General features: G+C 34.7%; 12 protein-coding genes. 7 read left to right on the plus strand and 5 right to left on the minus strand.

The annotated features are described in order from the left end of the window. Positions 1–18 precede the first annotated feature (18 nt). Entirely contained in the window at positions 19–1536 is a 1518-nt protein-coding gene (locus LPC23_RS01125; protein ID WP_229330410.1) for a RagB/SusD family nutrient uptake outer membrane protein, read from the minus strand. An 11-nt stretch (positions 1537–1547) separates the two neighbouring features. Then, positions 1548–4541: a SusC/RagA family TonB-linked outer membrane protein gene (locus LPC23_RS01130; RefSeq protein WP_229330412.1), complete on the minus strand. Its 2994-nt coding sequence runs from the start codon at positions 4539–4541 to the stop codon at positions 1548–1550. 488 nt (positions 4542–5029) lie between these two features. Here LPC23_RS01130 and LPC23_RS01135 point away from each other — a divergent pair, with 488 nt between their 5' ends. From LPC23_RS01135 to LPC23_RS01160, 7 genes are all read left to right on the plus strand, one after another. Then, the gene (locus LPC23_RS01135) at positions 5030–6604 is read left to right on the plus strand and encodes a glycoside hydrolase family 32 protein (RefSeq protein ID WP_229330414.1); all 1575 of its coding nucleotides are present in this window, start codon (positions 5030–5032) and stop codon (positions 6602–6604) included. A 46-nt stretch (positions 6605–6650) separates the two neighbouring features. After that, positions 6651–7979 carry a sugar porter family MFS transporter gene (locus LPC23_RS01140; RefSeq protein WP_229330416.1) on the plus strand — a complete coding sequence of 443 codons (1329 nt, stop codon included), beginning with the start codon at positions 6651–6653 and terminating at the stop codon, positions 7977–7979. Next, positions 7976–8875: a carbohydrate kinase family protein gene (locus tag LPC23_RS01145; protein ID WP_229330418.1), complete on the plus strand. Its 900-nt coding sequence runs from the start codon at positions 7976–7978 to the stop codon at positions 8873–8875. The genes LPC23_RS01140 and LPC23_RS01145 overlap by 4 nt, the downstream gene beginning before the upstream one ends. Positions 8876–8878: 3 nt before the next feature. Continuing rightward, a complete protein-coding gene (locus LPC23_RS01150; protein ID WP_229330420.1) occupies positions 8879–9295 on the plus strand; it encodes a VOC family protein in 417 nt (138 codons plus the stop codon). Between the two features lie 21 nt (positions 9296–9316). Then, positions 9317–10747: an alpha-glucosidase gene (locus LPC23_RS01155; protein WP_338032147.1), complete on the plus strand. Its 1431-nt coding sequence runs from the start codon at positions 9317–9319 to the stop codon at positions 10745–10747. Further along, positions 10722–11069: an alpha-glucosidase C-terminal domain-containing protein gene (locus tag LPC23_RS10285; protein WP_338032148.1), complete on the plus strand. Its 348-nt coding sequence runs from the start codon at positions 10722–10724 to the stop codon at positions 11067–11069. Before LPC23_RS01155 ends, LPC23_RS10285 begins: the two co-directional genes overlap by 26 nt. A gap of 232 nt (positions 11070–11301) precedes the next feature. Further along, on the plus strand, positions 11302–12324 hold the full coding sequence (locus LPC23_RS01160; RefSeq protein WP_229330422.1) for a LacI family DNA-binding transcriptional regulator: 1023 nt from the start codon (positions 11302–11304) through the stop codon (positions 12322–12324). A 1-nt stretch (position 12325) separates the two neighbouring features. On the opposite strand, the gene queG is transcribed toward LPC23_RS01160, so the two are convergent. The 3 genes from queG to LPC23_RS01175 form a co-directional block, all read right to left on the minus strand. Further along, positions 12326–13249, minus strand: coding sequence for a tRNA epoxyqueuosine(34) reductase QueG (gene queG, locus LPC23_RS01165; protein WP_229331607.1), 924 nt, complete (start codon positions 13247–13249; stop codon positions 12326–12328). 10 nt (positions 13250–13259) lie between these two features. Further along, entirely contained in the window at positions 13260–14282 is a 1023-nt protein-coding gene (ruvB, locus tag LPC23_RS01170; RefSeq protein WP_229325711.1) for a Holliday junction branch migration DNA helicase RuvB, read from the minus strand. 92 nt (positions 14283–14374) lie between these two features. Further along, complete coding sequence (locus LPC23_RS01175; RefSeq protein ID WP_229325714.1) at positions 14375–16159, minus strand: cytochrome c oxidase subunit I; 1785 nt, start codon at positions 16157–16159, stop codon at positions 14375–14377. Positions 16160–16168 lie beyond the last annotated feature (9 nt).

Here is a 16168-nt window from a genome sequence, read left to right on the forward strand (position 1 = left end):
CAATCAAAATCAAGATTATTAATAACCAGGGTTTTGAGTTAAGTTAGCATTAAATAATGCCTGAGCAGGAATTGGATATAAAACATATTTCTTATCAGAAGTATATGGTTTTAAACCTCTAGCAGCAAGGAATTTTCCAAAACGAATAGCATCGTTTCTTCTCCAACCTTCCCACCATAATTCTCTACCTCTTTCAGCATAAATACCATCCAACGTAGCAGGAGCAGGAGCAACGCCAGCTCTAGTAGCTAAACGCGTCATAATGTCTCCAACTGATCCTGAACCACCTCTAGCTATGGCTTCTGCTTTCATTAACAAAGCATCTGCATAACGCATCAAGATTAAATCATTATCTGGTTGACCAATATTATCAAAATCTGGCACATATTTAAAAGCACGTACACCTGCAGTTTCTAAAGATTTACCTGAAGTAATCAAAGTCACTTCTTTAGAATAAACTAGATTGTTTCCATTTCTATCTTTTAAAGCCTCTGTTCCGCCTGGTTTGAACATTTGTCCTTCCAAGAATCCAGCAGGGTTACCAAAGTTTCTGATAATATCAGGAGTACTGTAAGTTCTTCGAGCATCAGCTGCATTAAAATTACTGTAATAATCTGCTACAGTCGCAAATCCATTCCATCCGTCTGGAGTTTGGTTGTAGTGATTAGACATTCTCCATTTAGACTGCATGTTTCCACCGTCTCCCCCTTTATTATTTTTAGAAGAAAAAATAATTTCGGAAGAAGTATTGTTATTAGGTGAAAAGTTCAACCAATAGTTAGCAGCTAAAGTATTTGAAATAGCATCTACATTTTGAACTACTTTAGTCATATCAGCAGCAGCAAATGTGTATGGTCCTGCTGGATCAGCAGCAGTAAATACGGCTTTGTTCAAATAGAATTTTGCCAATAAAAAATGTGCAGCATCTTTGTTAGCAATACTTGCATCGTTAGCAGTTCTTGCAGGTAAAGCACCAATAATAGCTTCTAATTCTTTAATAAAAAATTCAGTTGCTTCAGCACGTTTCCATACTTTAGGATCGTCAGTCAAAGCTGAACCAGCTGGTCTGTAAGGCGCTTGTCCAAACAAATCAATTACATTATAGTAGTACCAAGCACGTAAGAAACGAGCTTGAACTACTTGAGCAGCAGTACCACCATTCTCAATTACTAAATTACAATTGTAAGCATTTGATAATAAAGAATTCCAAGCATTACGTACTTCTGGATGATCTGGAGCCCATGTATGTGTGTGGATTTGTCTCCAAGCACCATTATCATCCCAGTCACCTCCACGCGTAGGTCCAACCATCGCGTCAGTTGACATTTCATCCATTGCATACACACCACCTTGCCCATTGAAGTCTCTCAACCCCTCGTAAGCAGCTACTAATGAAGCAGCAGTATTTGTTGCATTACCGGCAGAATCTTTAGTGGGTACACCATCTAAGATTTCTTCATCTAGATTTGTACAACCAATACTAAAAGAAGCTATACCTAAGTATAAAAATCCTTTAATTAAATTATTTCTTTTCATGATTAAAAGTATTAAAAAGTTACATTAAGACCTAAAGCAAATGCTTTTGAACGTGGGTAAGACAAGTAGTCAATACCAGCAGAAGGAACTCCATTTAATGTTTTGTCAGTGTTTACCTCAGGATCAAATCCAGAATAGTTAGTAAACAACAACAAGTTTTGACCGTTTACAAAGAAACGTGCTGATTTGATTTTCATTTTCTCTAAAGCAGCCCCTGTAAAAGTATATCCAAAAGTCAAGTTACCCATTCTTAAGAAATCTCCTTTTTCTAAGTACTTAGTAGATGGTGAATTTGGATCTCCAGCATCTTGTGGAGAAGTAGCTACACTAGCAGGTACGTTTCTTCCACCATTGAAAGCTCCTTTAAAGAAGTATGCATTAGCCGTATTGTTATACAAATAGTGACCAAAAGCTCCGTAGAAAGAAACCGCTGCATCAAAGTTTTTGTAAGCTACATTAGTAGAGAAACCTAAGTTCATTTTTGGCAAACCTTGTTTTCCCACTAACTTTTTAGCCGCTAAACCTAAAGTAGCATCCGCACCAGCAGCATCTGCATAGATTGAAGCTCCAGCTGCATCGTATCCTCTAAACTCATACATATAGTAGCTGTAAATTGGCTCATTGTTAGTTACAACTTGAGAAAATGCTCCAGTTAAACCTTGACCATTCAAGCCACCTGCTTCAAGAAATCCAGCAAAGTTTTCCATTGTATTAGATAAGAAAGAAGCATTAGCAGAGATATCCCAAGTTAAATCTTGTGTATCGATCAATTTGTAATTTGCACTTACTTCTAAACCTTTGTTAATCAAATTTCCTGCCAAATTTACAAAACGTGGAGATGGTGGACCTGGCTGAGAAGTAGCCGCAGGTACAGGGAAAATCAAATCCTGTGTATCTCTCATGAAATAATCAACAGAACCTGTAAATCTATTATTGAATAAAGCAAAATCTACTCCCAAACCTGAAGATGTAGTAGTTTCCCATATCAAGTTTGCATTAGCTCCAGAATCACTTTCTAACTTTCCGTTTATAAGGTAAGTTGAACGAGCGACTGCAGAATTCACTGCAAACTCTTGGTTACCAGTAATACCGTAGTTAGCTCTTAATTTAATACTGTTTACTAAACCAACTTTGTCTTCAAATACTTTGTATCCTAAACCTACTGCAGGGAAATAATCGTATTTGTTGTTCGCTCCTAACTTAGTCGAACCATCAGAACGTAAAGATGCAGTAATTAAGAATTTCTTGTATAAAGTGGCATTAACCCTTCCAAAGAAAGACTGTAATTCGTTTCTATTTCTGAATGAAGACGCACGGTATTCATTTTGCAAACCTCCTTCAATATTATCGATTAAGTTAGTTTGTTTTGGATCAAAACCTTTTGCAGAAAAATTACTTCCACTTGCAGTGTAATCATAGTAAGAATAACCTGCCAAAGCATCAAAAATAAAATTATCGTTGAATGTTTTATTGTAATTCAAAGTATGCTCAAAAGTTCTACTCATTCTTTCGATTTGAGTTACACCAGCTTGTCCAAATTTAACTACAGAAGAACCTGGAGCAGTTGCTTGTGCAACGTTTTGAATTTGAATACCTGGAGACAATTGAGATTTTCTTGTAGAATTAGAAGTCTCCACACCAAATAGGAATTGGTAGTTCAAGTTATCGTTGATTTTCAAAGTAGATTTAATACTCGCTAACAATTTGTTAGTATTTGTATAATCTGTGTAAGCATCAGATAATAAAGCTGGATTCAAGAAAGAGTTGTTAATTCCAGACCCACCATTAGGTGACATATTATATGAACCATCAGTGTTAGTTAATCTATCCGTTGGGTTCCAGTACATTGCAGCACCGATTAAGTTACCAATAAAACCTGCATCATTTGAAATCAAAGCTGCCTGGTCTCTCAAATTAGAATAATTTACTTTAGTATCAACTTTTAAAGCGCCTCCAAAGAAATCGTTTGAGTTGTTTAAAGCAAAAGTATATTTGTCTAAACCAGTTTTGTTAACGATACCTTCTGTGTTAGAAGCGCCGATGGACACACGTGTAGATGAGTTTTCAGTTGACTTAGTGAAAGACACATCATGGTTTGATGAAAATGCATTTCTCATGATAGCATCTTCCCAGTTGTAACTTCTTGACCCGTTATCTTTTCCACCCTTAGCTACAAATTCGTTGGCTGACATTAACTCCAAATTACTTGCCAATGAGCTGAAAGTAAATGAATTAGAGTAAGTTAATTGTGGCTCTTTCGATTTTGATTTTTTAGTAGTAATAACTACAACACCATTTGCTCCACGAGAACCATAGATAGCTGTAGAAGACGCATCTTTTAAGATAGTCAAACTTTCGATATCATTTTGGTTGATAAAGTTCAATGGGTTTCTTGCAGATTGACTTCCTAAACCAACATCATTTCCTGGAGAAACATCTCCACCATCCAAAGGCACACCATCAACAACGATAAGTGGTCCATTTCCAGAACGGATAGATGAATTACCACGAATTCTGATGCTAGCAGCAGCTCCTGGCTCACCACTTGACTGCGTTACTTGAACACCAGCAACCTTACCTCTTAATAAGTCAGCAGGGTTAGGCGCTCCAACATTGTCAAAGCTTTTTGAACTCAATTGATCAACTGCACCAGTTGCATCTTTTTTCTTCACAGAACCGTAACCAATTACGACTACTTCTTTCAATTCTGCTGAATCTTCTTTTAAAGTAACATTTACATTACTTCTTCCTGCTACATTTACTTCTTGAGTTTTAAGACCAATGTAACTAAAAACTAAAACTGCGTTTGAGCCAACATTTTTGATAGTAAATTTTCCATCAAAATCAGTTTGTGCTCCTTTTGTAGTTCCTTTAACTAATACAGAAGCCCCTGGAAGAGGTCCGCTAGCATCGGAAACAGTACCTGACACATCTTGCGAGTATGTCAAACTTGTACATAGCATGGTTAGAAAAACCATCAAGCCTTTAAGTAGACTATTTTTCATACGTAATAAATAAGTTGGTTAATAAATGGTTTGTTTTAAATTATGGAGTCAAACATACTATATTTTTTGGGAAAAAATTAAGAAAAATGCAACTATATCGATTTCGCTGTATCGAAAACGTTTTCGATTAAAAATTGATATCGCAAAAAAAGAGTTTTAAAAATACACTTATTGCAAAAAAAAACGACTAAAAAAACACATTTAATAAGATTTATTTAGATGTATTGACAAATCAATGAATTTTCTTTATCAATTCAATAAAATAGTTGCGATTATTGCGAATTCTTCAAAAACGCAAAAAAAGGTGCTTAAAGTAAAAAAAACGAAAATTATTAGGTCTTGATTTTTTGTTCTAATCAATCCATTTCTAAAATGAATCCAAATGACAATTTCGACAACGTTTTCGACTATGTAATGAAACGATACTCATTTCGTTTTGTCAATTGTATGTAAAAGAATATTATTTTTAAACACTTTAAATTTTAAACATGAAAAAACTAACATTGAATTGCTTTATTGTTTTATCTCTGCTAGCAAACTGTCTTTCAGCCCAGAAAAATAGAACCATAGAAATCTCAAGCTCAAATACAATAGCTACTAATTCCTCTCTATGGCACAAAGAGCCTTACCGTCCACAGTTTCATTTTTCTCCAGAAAAGAAATGGATGAATGACCCTAACGGAATGGTATACTATAAAGGGGTTTACCATTTATTTTATCAATACTATCCCGAAGACATTGTTTGGGGTCCTATGCATTGGGGACATGCAACTAGCTCTGATTTAATTCATTGGAAGCATCAACAAATCGCTTTGTACCCAGATGAATTAGGTTATATTTTCTCAGGGAGTGCTGTAATGGATATTGAAAACACCTCTGGTCTTGGCACTAAGGAAAATCCAGCGATGATTGCAGTTTTTACCTATCATAATATGGAGTTTGAAAAAGCAGGTAAAATAAATACTCAAACTCAAGGACTGGCTTACAGTTTAGACGAAGGAAAAACCTGGAAAAAATATGAAGCAAATCCTATCATCAATAATACTACTCTTAAGGATTTCAGAGATCCAAAAGTATTTTGGAATGCAGCAACGAAACAGTGGAATTTAGTTCTGGTTGCTGGAGATCGTGCACAATTTTACACTTCTTCCAATTTATTACAATGGAAATTGGAAAGTGAATTTGGTCAAGATAAAGGTGCTCATGGAGGTGTTTGGGAATGTCCAGATGTATTTCCTCTTAAAATCAACGGTACAAAAGAAGAAAAATGGGTACTCTTAGTTAGTATCAATCCTGGCGGTCCTAATGGAGGCTCAGCCACACAATATTTTGTAGGGGATTTTGATGGAAAAAAATTTACTACCAATCAAAAAGAAACGAAATGGGTGGATTATGGTACTGACAATTATGCTGGAGTCACCTATAATGATGCTCCCAACGGTGAGAGACTATTTGTAGGATGGATGAGTAATTGGAATTATGCTCGAAACACACCAACCACCAATTGGAGAAGTGCTATGACTTTGCCAAGAACCCTTTCTCTTTCAAAAATAAATGGAGATTATGTACTGCAAAGCAAACCCGTTGCACAAATCAACACAATAAAGACTACTGATTATTCTGCCAAAAAAATGGTTGTCTCCAAAGAAAACGCAACTACTTTAAATTACAGCAATTTAAACCAATCTCAAATTCATTTTACAGCAGAAAATAAAAACCTTAAAATTGTTTTTTCAAATGATGCAAACGACTCTCTGGTTTTAGAATATGATGCAAAAAACAAATTGTTTTCTGTTGATCGACGTCAGTCAGGAAAAGTGGATTTTGAAAAAAGTTTTGGCGAAAAGATTCATACCGCTCCCACTGAAAATTTAACCACTGCAATAATCGATTTTCAAATTGTAGTGGATTGGTCGTCTATTGAAATTTTCTTAAACGGAGGAGTATATTCGCTAACAGAACAAATTTTCCCCATTCAACCTTACAACAAACTTACTATTCAGTCCAACGACAAGCAAGTAATTAAAAATATAACTATCGACTCTCTAAAAGGAGTTTGGTAAATTGCATTTTTTCAATTCAAAATTAACTCAACCAAAAATAAATAAAATGAATAACGTTAGAAATTGGTCACTTACCGTAGCTGTTGCGGGATTTTTATTTGGATTTGACACTGTTGTCATCTCAGGCGCTAACTTACCTATCAAGGAATTGTGGCACACAACACCATTGTTTCATGGAATTTTTATAATGTCAATGGCTTTATGGGGTACCGTTTTAGGTTCTTTACTTGGAGGCTTTCCTTGCGATAAATGGGGGCGAAAGAAAACTTTATTCTGGATTGGTATATTGTTTTTGGTCTCGGCTTTAGGTTCTGCACTAGCACCCAATCCATATGTATTTTCATTTTTTAGATTCATTGGCGGTATTGGAGTTGGAGCCTCATCAGTAGCGGCACCCATTTATATTTCAGAAATTTCAACACCAGCCAACAGAGGAAAGCTAGGTACATTATTTCAATTTAATATTGTTTTTGGAATCCTAATCGCCTTTTTTTCAAATTACTTATTTGAAGGGATTGGAGGAATAAACGACTGGAGATGGATGGTGGGAATTGTAGCAGTTCCAGCTTTAATTTACAGCATTATTGTTTTGCAAATACCTGAAAGTCCACGGTGGTTGATTCTTAAAAAAAGAGATGATGTTGTTGGATTGCAGGTGCTTGAAATGATTTATAATAAGGAAGAAGCTTTAGAGAATTTTAATGAAATCAAAAAAGATGTTGTAGCAACAAAGGTAAAAGAAACTATTTTTTCAAAAAAATACCAGTTACCTATTATATTAGCTTTTTTATTAGCTTTTTTTAACCAACTTTCAGGAATTAATTTCATTTTATATTATGCTCCAGAAATTTTAGAAATGGCAGGTTTAGGTTCCAAAGAGTCATTATTAAATTCGATTTTAATTGGTGTTACAAATCTCGTTTTTACTCTTGCAGGGATGCGTTTGATTGATGTCTTGGGCCGTAAACAATTAATGCTCATTGGTTCCGTAGGTTACATATTGAGTTTAGGAATGGTAGCTTTAGCTTTTCATAACAACCTAGGTTCACTAGTATTAATGGTATCAATAATGGTATTTATTGCCTCGCACGCCATTGGACAAGGAGCTGTAATTTGGGTTTTTATTTCGGAAATATTTCCAAATAATGTTCGCGCTAATGGACAATCCTTTGGAACAGGAATTCACTGGATTTTTGCAGCATTAATCACTTTAGCTGGTCCTGTAGTGATTGATATTTTTAAAGAGAATCCGTGGCCGATTTTTGCTTTCTTCGCTTTTATGATGGTACTTCAATTGATTTTTGTTTTGTTTATGATGCCAGAAACCAAAGGATTATCGCTAGAGGAATTAGAACATAAAATGCTTAAAAAATGAATTCAACAATAAACAAATCAAAAATAGTTTGCTTTGGCGAGGTTTTATTTGATGTATTCCCAACTCATACAAAAATTGGCGGAGCCCCTCTAAATGTTGGTTTACGATTGGCTTCACTTGGAATCGAAACCAAAATTATCAGTCGAATTGGTCAGGATGCAAAAGGAAAGGAGCTTTTAGATTTTATCGAAGCAAATGATGTAAGTACAACTTATATTCAAACCGACAGCCACTTTTCAACCGGGGAAGTTACAGTAAAACTTGACGAAAAAGGATCCGCTTCTTACACCATCAATTATCCTGTAGCTTGGGACAAAATCGAAGCTACACCTGAAGCACACGATATTGTTTCCTTAGCAGATGCAGTCGTTTTTGGTAGTTTAGTTTGTCGAGACACCGCTTCTTATCAAAGTTTATTAAGCTTATTAAACGTTGCTAAATACAAAATATTTGATGTGAATTTAAGAGCGCCTTTTTATACCAAAGAATTGCTTTCAGACTTAATGAACAAAGCTGATTTTATCAAATTTAATGATGATGAATTGTATGAAATTAGCGCCAATTTAGGTTCTCCATATCATTCATTGGAACAAAACATGCTGTTTATTGCTGAGAAAACAAACACCCAACATATTTGTGTCACTAAAGGAAGTCACGGGGCGGTATTATTTTATAACGATCAACTATTTTACAATAGCGGCTACAAAATAACGGTGGCTGATACTGTGGGCGCAGGCGACTCTTTTTTGGCTGGATTGTTGTCCAAATTATTGGCAGGAATTGCACCACAAGAGGCCATTAATTTCGCCTGTGCTTTAGGAGCATTAGTAGCTCAAGAAGAAGGGGCAAATCCAAAAATTTCACCTGAAGCTATTGCTGAATTTATGCAAATCTAGACCATGGATTTAAAAATAAACCACATACAACACATTGGAATTCCAGTTTCCAACCTTCAAAAATCAATTGCTTTTTATGAGCAATTCGGTTTTAAAAATGTCATGCCATCAACCTTTGAAATTGAAGGTGAAAAAGGTGGAATTGTCGCCATGATGCAACGTGGCACTATGATTTTGGAATTATACCAAATGCCAGCCTCTCACCTGTCCGAAATTGCTAATAGAAAAGACGGACATATTGACCACGTTGCCTTTGATGTAGATGATATTGATTTAACTTTCAAAACACTGAAAGAAAACAATTTCACCATTCTTGAAACAGAACCTGTTTTCCTGGATTTTTGGAATAAAGGCTGTAAATATTTCAATATTTTAGGTCCTGACGGAGAACGTTTGGAGTTCAACGAAATCATTAAATAAAAACTAAATTTTGACTTACTTATGATTAAAAAACAATTACTATTAATTGCCTTATTTTTTGCTTCTTTGGCTTCTATGACAGCACAAGAAAACAAAACTACTATTGTTAAAAGTAGCGATGCAAAATGGTGGAAAGAAGCCGTGATTTACCAAATTTACCCTCGAAGTTTTAAAGACAGCGATGGAGATGGAATTGGCGATATTAAAGGGATTATTTCAAAATTAGATTACCTGAAAAGTTTAGGAATTGACGCGGTTTGGCTAAGCCCTATTTATGATTCTCCAAACGATGATAATGGTTATGATATTAGCAACTACAGAGAAATCTTGAAGGATTTTGGAACGATGGCAGATTTTGATCTTTTGTTAAAAGAAATGCACAAAAGAAACATCAAATTAATCATGGATATGGTGGTAAATCACAGCAGTGATGAACACGAATGGTTCAAACAATCCAAAAGTTCTAGAGACAATAAATACCGTGATTACTACTATTGGTGGCCTGCCGAAAAAAGAACTCCTCCCTACCGTTGGAGCTTTTTTGACGTAAAAAGTAATGCATGGAAATACGATGCCACAACCAATGCGTATTACCTACACTATTTTTCTCAAAAACAACCTGACTTAAACTGGAATAACCCTGCACTTCGCAAAGAAATTTATGACATCATGGCGTTTTGGTTGAACAAAGGAATCGACGGATTTAGAATGGATGCTTTCCAATTTATTTCAAAAGATGATACTTTCCCTGAATTACCAAAAGAAATTGTTAAAAACACGCTTGAAATTATCAAATTTTACGGAAACGGACCAAGGCTCCATGAACACATTCAAGAAATGAACCGCGAGGTCCTTAGCAAATACCCAGATGCTATGACCGTTTCAGAAGGAGCAGGAGATTCTCCAGAAGCGGCAATGAAGTTTGTTGATCCAGCTCGTAAAGAGTTGAATTTAGCTTATCACTTTGAAAGTGTCGATATTGGGAATCATGTTCGTGAATTTGGCTTAGTAAAATACAAAGACATATTTTCAAGATATGATGAAGTTTTTAAAGACAAAGGATGGCTTTCTATCTTTTTAGCAAACCATGACCAACCCAGAATGGTAAGTAAATTTGGAAATGACACTCCGCAATTTAGAGCTATTTCTTCCAAAATGCTTTCCACTTTTGTCATGACTATGAGAGGAACTCCTTACAACTTCAATGGAGATGAAATTGGAATGGTAAATATTCGTTTTGACAAAATCGAGGATTACAACGATGTTGATACTCGAAACAAATACGAAGAGCTTAAAAACGCAGGTGGTGATTTACATGCCTTTTTAGAAAACAAGAAACAAACATCAAGAGAGAATGGAAGAACTCCATTTCAGTGGAATGCTAGCGCAAATGGGGGGGTTTACAACAGGAAAACCTTGGTTAAAAGTGAATCCAAACTATACATTCATTAATGCCGAAGCACAAGAAAAAGATCCAAATTCAGTATTGAATTATTACAGAAAATTAGTAAAAGTTCGTAAGGCAAATCCTGTGCTTCAATATGGAAAATACACTCTTTTAGACCGAGAAAATCCAAATGTATTTTCATACCTAAGAGAACTTGATGGCAAAAAAATAGTAATTGTATTGAACTTTACGGAAAAAGAAAGTTCGTATAGTTTAGGATTTTCAACAGAAAAATCAAGAATTTTATTAGCCAATTACCCAAAGTCTAAATCTATAAAAAACAATACATTACGACCGTACGAGGCTGTGATTTTAGAGTTAAAATAAAAGATAATCTTAATAAAAGCGGTTTCAAATGGAAACCGCTTTTTTATTAAGAACTCTTATAATGTTTAAAATATAACGTTAGATTTATAATTTGTAATTATTTAATTTATTGGTTAATCATTTGATAAAAATCAATAATATTGTTGATAAATTTGTATACCAAAAACAAGCTTTAAATTGAGGTAGAACAGAATCAATCTGCTATAACTAATTACTAAGAAACATCAAGATAATGAAAGATATCACTCTTAAAGAAATTGCAACCACCTTAGGAATTTCTATAACGACCGTTTCAAAGGCGCTTAAAGATTATTCTGATGTAAGTGAAACAACTAAAAAAGCGGTTAAGGAGTTGGCGTTGAATCTCAATTATACGCCGAATAGTTTTGCAGTTAATTTAAGAACTAAAGAGTCTAAAACAATAGGCTTAATCATACCCGAAGTATCCCATTATTTTTTTTCAAACATTATTAAATCAATAATTGAAGAGGCAGAAAAGAATGGTTATTTAGTTATTATTTTACAATCTAACGAAAGTCTTGAATTAGAAAAAAAACAAGTCGAGTTATTAATCAATAAAAGGGTAGATGGGATTTTAATTTCGTTATCCAATGAATCAAACAATGATTCTCACATCCAAGAGATAATAGATAGAAAAATTCCTCTTGTGATGTTTGATAAAATCGCCAAACTTGCTAAATGTTCAAAAGTAATAATCGATGATCAAAAGGCAGGTTTTGACGCTACGCAGCATTTGATAGATAGTGGTTGTAAAAAAATTGCTCATATTCGCGGACCTTTAAATCCTCAAAATTCAATAGATCGCTATTTAGGTTATAAAAAAGCATTGGAAAAAAACAACATTCCTTTTGATTCAAAATTAGTCTACACCTGTGAAAAAGTTTCCTTTGAAGAAGGTAAAGAATTTGCAAAACAACTCTTGGAAGACCATCCAGATGTGGACGGCCTTTTTGCTATAACTGATTTAGTTGCCGTTGGCGCCATCGACTATTGTAACTCCAAAGGAATAAAAATCCCTGAGGAACTAAAGATTATAGGATTTAGTAATTGGTTTATGTCTCAAGTAATTAAACCCAATTTGAGCACTATAGAACAACCTAGTTATGAAATGGGCATCACTGCTTTTAATCTCCTTTTAGAAGAAATGACCTGCAGAAAAGAGGAAGAGAAATTCGTTCCAAAAACAATTGAACTTGAAACCAATATTGTGGTAAGAACATCAAGTGAAAGCTAAATCAATTTTTTAAGAAATTGATATTACGCTTTATCCCTTCAAATTTAGTGCGTTTAATTGGCGAATTTTTAAAGACTTTCAAAAAAACTTCTTCCGTAATTTCCTCCCAATCTTTTTTTGAAAAAGATAATATGTCTTGGTTGGGATTGAATAATGGTTCATTGTGCGCTTTGGAAAAACGATTCCAGGGACAAACGTCTTGACATACATCACAACCAAATGCCCAATCGTCCAATTTCCCTTTTGCTGCTTCAGGAAGATTTTCTTTTAATTCAATGGTATAATACGAAATACATTTGCTTCCATCAACCTGATAAGGCGCTATAATTGCCTGAGTCGGGCAGGCATCAATACAGGCAATACAAGTCCCACAATGATCGGTTGTTGGATTGTCGTAATCTAAATCTAGATCAACAATTAATTCTGCAATAAAGTAAAAAGAGCCTACTTTTTGAGTGATAAGATTACTGTTTTTACCAATCCATCCTAAGCCACTTTTAGCAGCCCACGCCTTGTCTAAAACAGGTGCTGAATCTACAAAAGCACGACCTGAAACTTCACCTATTTGGTCTTGGATTGCATCTAGCAATTCTTTTAGCTTCTCTTTGATTACAAAATGATAGTCTTGCCCGTAAGCATATTTAGAAATCTTATACGAATCTTCTCTTTGTAATTCAGAAGGATAGTAATTGAGTAAAAGCGAAATGACACTTTTGGCTCCGTCTACTAATAATCTAGGATCTAAACGCTTGTCAAAATGGTTCTCCATATAAGACATTTGTCCATGACGGTTATTTTTAAGCCAATTTTCGAGTCGGGGAGCTTCATCTTCCAAAAAATCAGCTTTGGATATACCACAGGACAAAAAGCCCAGGCGTAAGGCCTCAGATTTAATAAATTGTGAATATTTTGATTTATTTGAAATAGTAATAGAATTAAAACAAACCTCCTTGGATATTCATTTTCAATTTGCCTAAATGTTGATATGCTTTATCGGTTACTTCACGACCACGTGGAGTACGCATAATAAAACCTTCTTGAATTAAAAAGGGCTCATACACTTCTTCAATTGTTTCACTACTTTCTGAAACAGCAGTAGCCAAAGTTGTTAAACCAACTGGACCTCCTTTGAATTTATCGATAATAGTATTTAGAATTTTATTGTCCATTTCATCCAAACCATGAGCATCAACATTAAGCGCTTTTAAAGCATACCTGGCAATTTCTATGTCAATTGTTCCATTGCCTTTTATTTGCGCAAAATCACGTACTCTACGTAGCAATGCATTAGCGATACGAGGTGTGCCTCTACTTCTGCCTGCAATTTCAATTGCAGCTTCAAGATCAATAGGCATTTTTAAAATACTAGCACTACGTTCAATAATGGTAGTTAAAAGTTCCGTTGTATAATATTGTAAACGAGAGGAAATTCCAAAACGGGCGCGCATAGGCGCAGTCAATAATCCAGAACGGGTAGTCGCTCCAATTAATGTAAACGGATTTAAATTGATTTGAACTGTTCTAGCATTTGGTCCCGACTCAATCATAATATCGATCTTAAAGTCTTCCATTGCAGAATACAAATACTCTTCAACAATTGGACTTAAACGATGAATTTCATCAATAAACAAGACATCACGTTCTTCAAGATTGGTTAGCAAGCCAGCTAAATCGCCTGGTTTATCCAATACTGGTCCAGATGTTATTTTGATACCTACTTGCAATTCATTAGCCAAAATATTGGCCAATGTAGTTTTACCTAAACCAGGAGGCCCATGAAATAAGGTATGATCTAAAGCCTCATTTCTTTGATTTGCAGCTTCTACAAATACCTTTAGATTTTCAAGAATTTGATCCTGACCAGCAAAATCATCAAATGAAAGCGGCCTTAATCTTTTTTCAAGATCAAGTTCTTCTGGATTATATCCGTTTGTAGTTGGATCTAAATTTTCGTTCATAACACAAAGATAGAGAAAGATTACTTAGAAAGTTATAGTAGATAAAAGTTGAAATAAAAAAGCCTCTATAAATAGAGGCTTTTTATATAATTCTAGTGATTCAAAACAACTTCACCTGGTTTCATCGGAACAGTTTGCGGAACAAAGTCTTCGTCATGAGCAGGATTGCTGTAATCATAAGGCCATCTATGAACTTCCGGAATTTCTCCTGGCCAGTTACCGTGCATATGTTCAACAGGGGTTGTCCACTCTAAAGTGTTAGATCTCCAAGGATTCTGTTCGGCTTTTTTACCGTAAAAAATACTAGCAAAAAAGTTGTATAAAAACACTAACTGAAATGCTCCACCAATTAATGCAAAAGTCGTAATCAAAACATTTACATTTTGCAAATCATCAAATAAAGGGAAGTTAGTATTGGTATAATAACGTCTTGGTAAACCAGCTAATCCAATAAAGTGCATTGGAAAGAAAACTCCATAAGCACACACAGCTGTAACCCAAAAGTGAATGTACCCTAAATTTTTATCCATCATTCTACCGTACATTTTTGGAAACCAGTGATACACACCAGCAAACAAACCATACAAAGCAGAGATACCCATAACTAAGTGAAAGTGAGCTACAACAAAATAAGTATCATGTACATTAATATCTAATGTGCTATCTCCAAGAATAATTCCAGTCAAACCACCTGTGATAAAAGTAGAAACCAATCCAATAGAAAATAACATAGCTGGGTTCAATTGTAAATTACCTTTCCACAAAGTAGTGATGTAATTAAATGCTTTTACAGCAGAAGGTATTGCAATTAATAAAGTAGTAAATGTAAATACCGACCCTAAAAATGGGTTCATTCCTGAAATAAACATATGGTGACCCCATACAATTGTAGATAAAAATGCAATTGCAAGAATAGACATAATCATCGCTCTATAACCAAAAATTGGTTTACGAGAATTTGTTGCAATAATTTCAGAAGTAATTCCTAATGCTGGTAATAATACAATATACACCTCAGGGTGTCCTAAGAACCAGAATAAGTGTTCAAATAATACAGGAGATCCTCCTTGATAATGTAAAACTTCTCCAGCAATATAAATATCAGATAAGAAAAATGAAGTTCCAAAACTTCTATCAAAAATCAACAACAAAGCAGCTGACAATAAAACTGGAAAAGAAACAATCCCAATAATTGCAGTTACAAAGAAAGCCCAAATAGTTAAAGGCAATCTAGTCATTGTCATTCCTTTAGTTCTTAGATTAATTACAGTAACAACGTAATTTAATGATCCCATTAACGAAGATGCAATAAATATAGCCATAGAAACTAACCAAAGTGTCATACCAGTTCCTGAACCAGGAATAGCTTGAGGCAATGCACTTAATGGAGGGTAAATTGTCCAACCAGCTGAAGCAGGACCTGCTTCAACAAATAAAGAACAAATCATAATAACACTAGACAAAAAGAACAACCAGTAAGATATCATATTCATAAATCCAGAGGCCATATCTCGTGCACCGATTTGAAGTGGAATTAATAAGTTACTGAAAGTACCACTAAGACCTGCTGTAAGTACAAAGAATACCATTATAGTTCCATGAATGGTAACTAGTGCTAAATAAATATCATTTCGCATTACTCCATCAGGAGCAAACTTGTCACCCAATAAAACATTGAAAATTTTAAATGACTCTTCTGGCCATGCTAATTGCATTCTGAAAAGTAAAGACATTCCAATACCAATGATACCCATGATGATACCTGTGATAAGGTACTGCTTAGCAATCATTTTATGGTCAATACTAAATATATACTTAGTAATGAACGTTTCTTTATGATGATGATCGTGTTCGTGACCGTGTCCTTCTACTGACATAATTATATA

It is taken from the genome of Flavobacterium ammonificans (assembly GCF_020885975.1).
Lineage (GTDB): Bacteria > Bacteroidota > Bacteroidia > Flavobacteriales > Flavobacteriaceae > Flavobacterium > Flavobacterium ammonificans.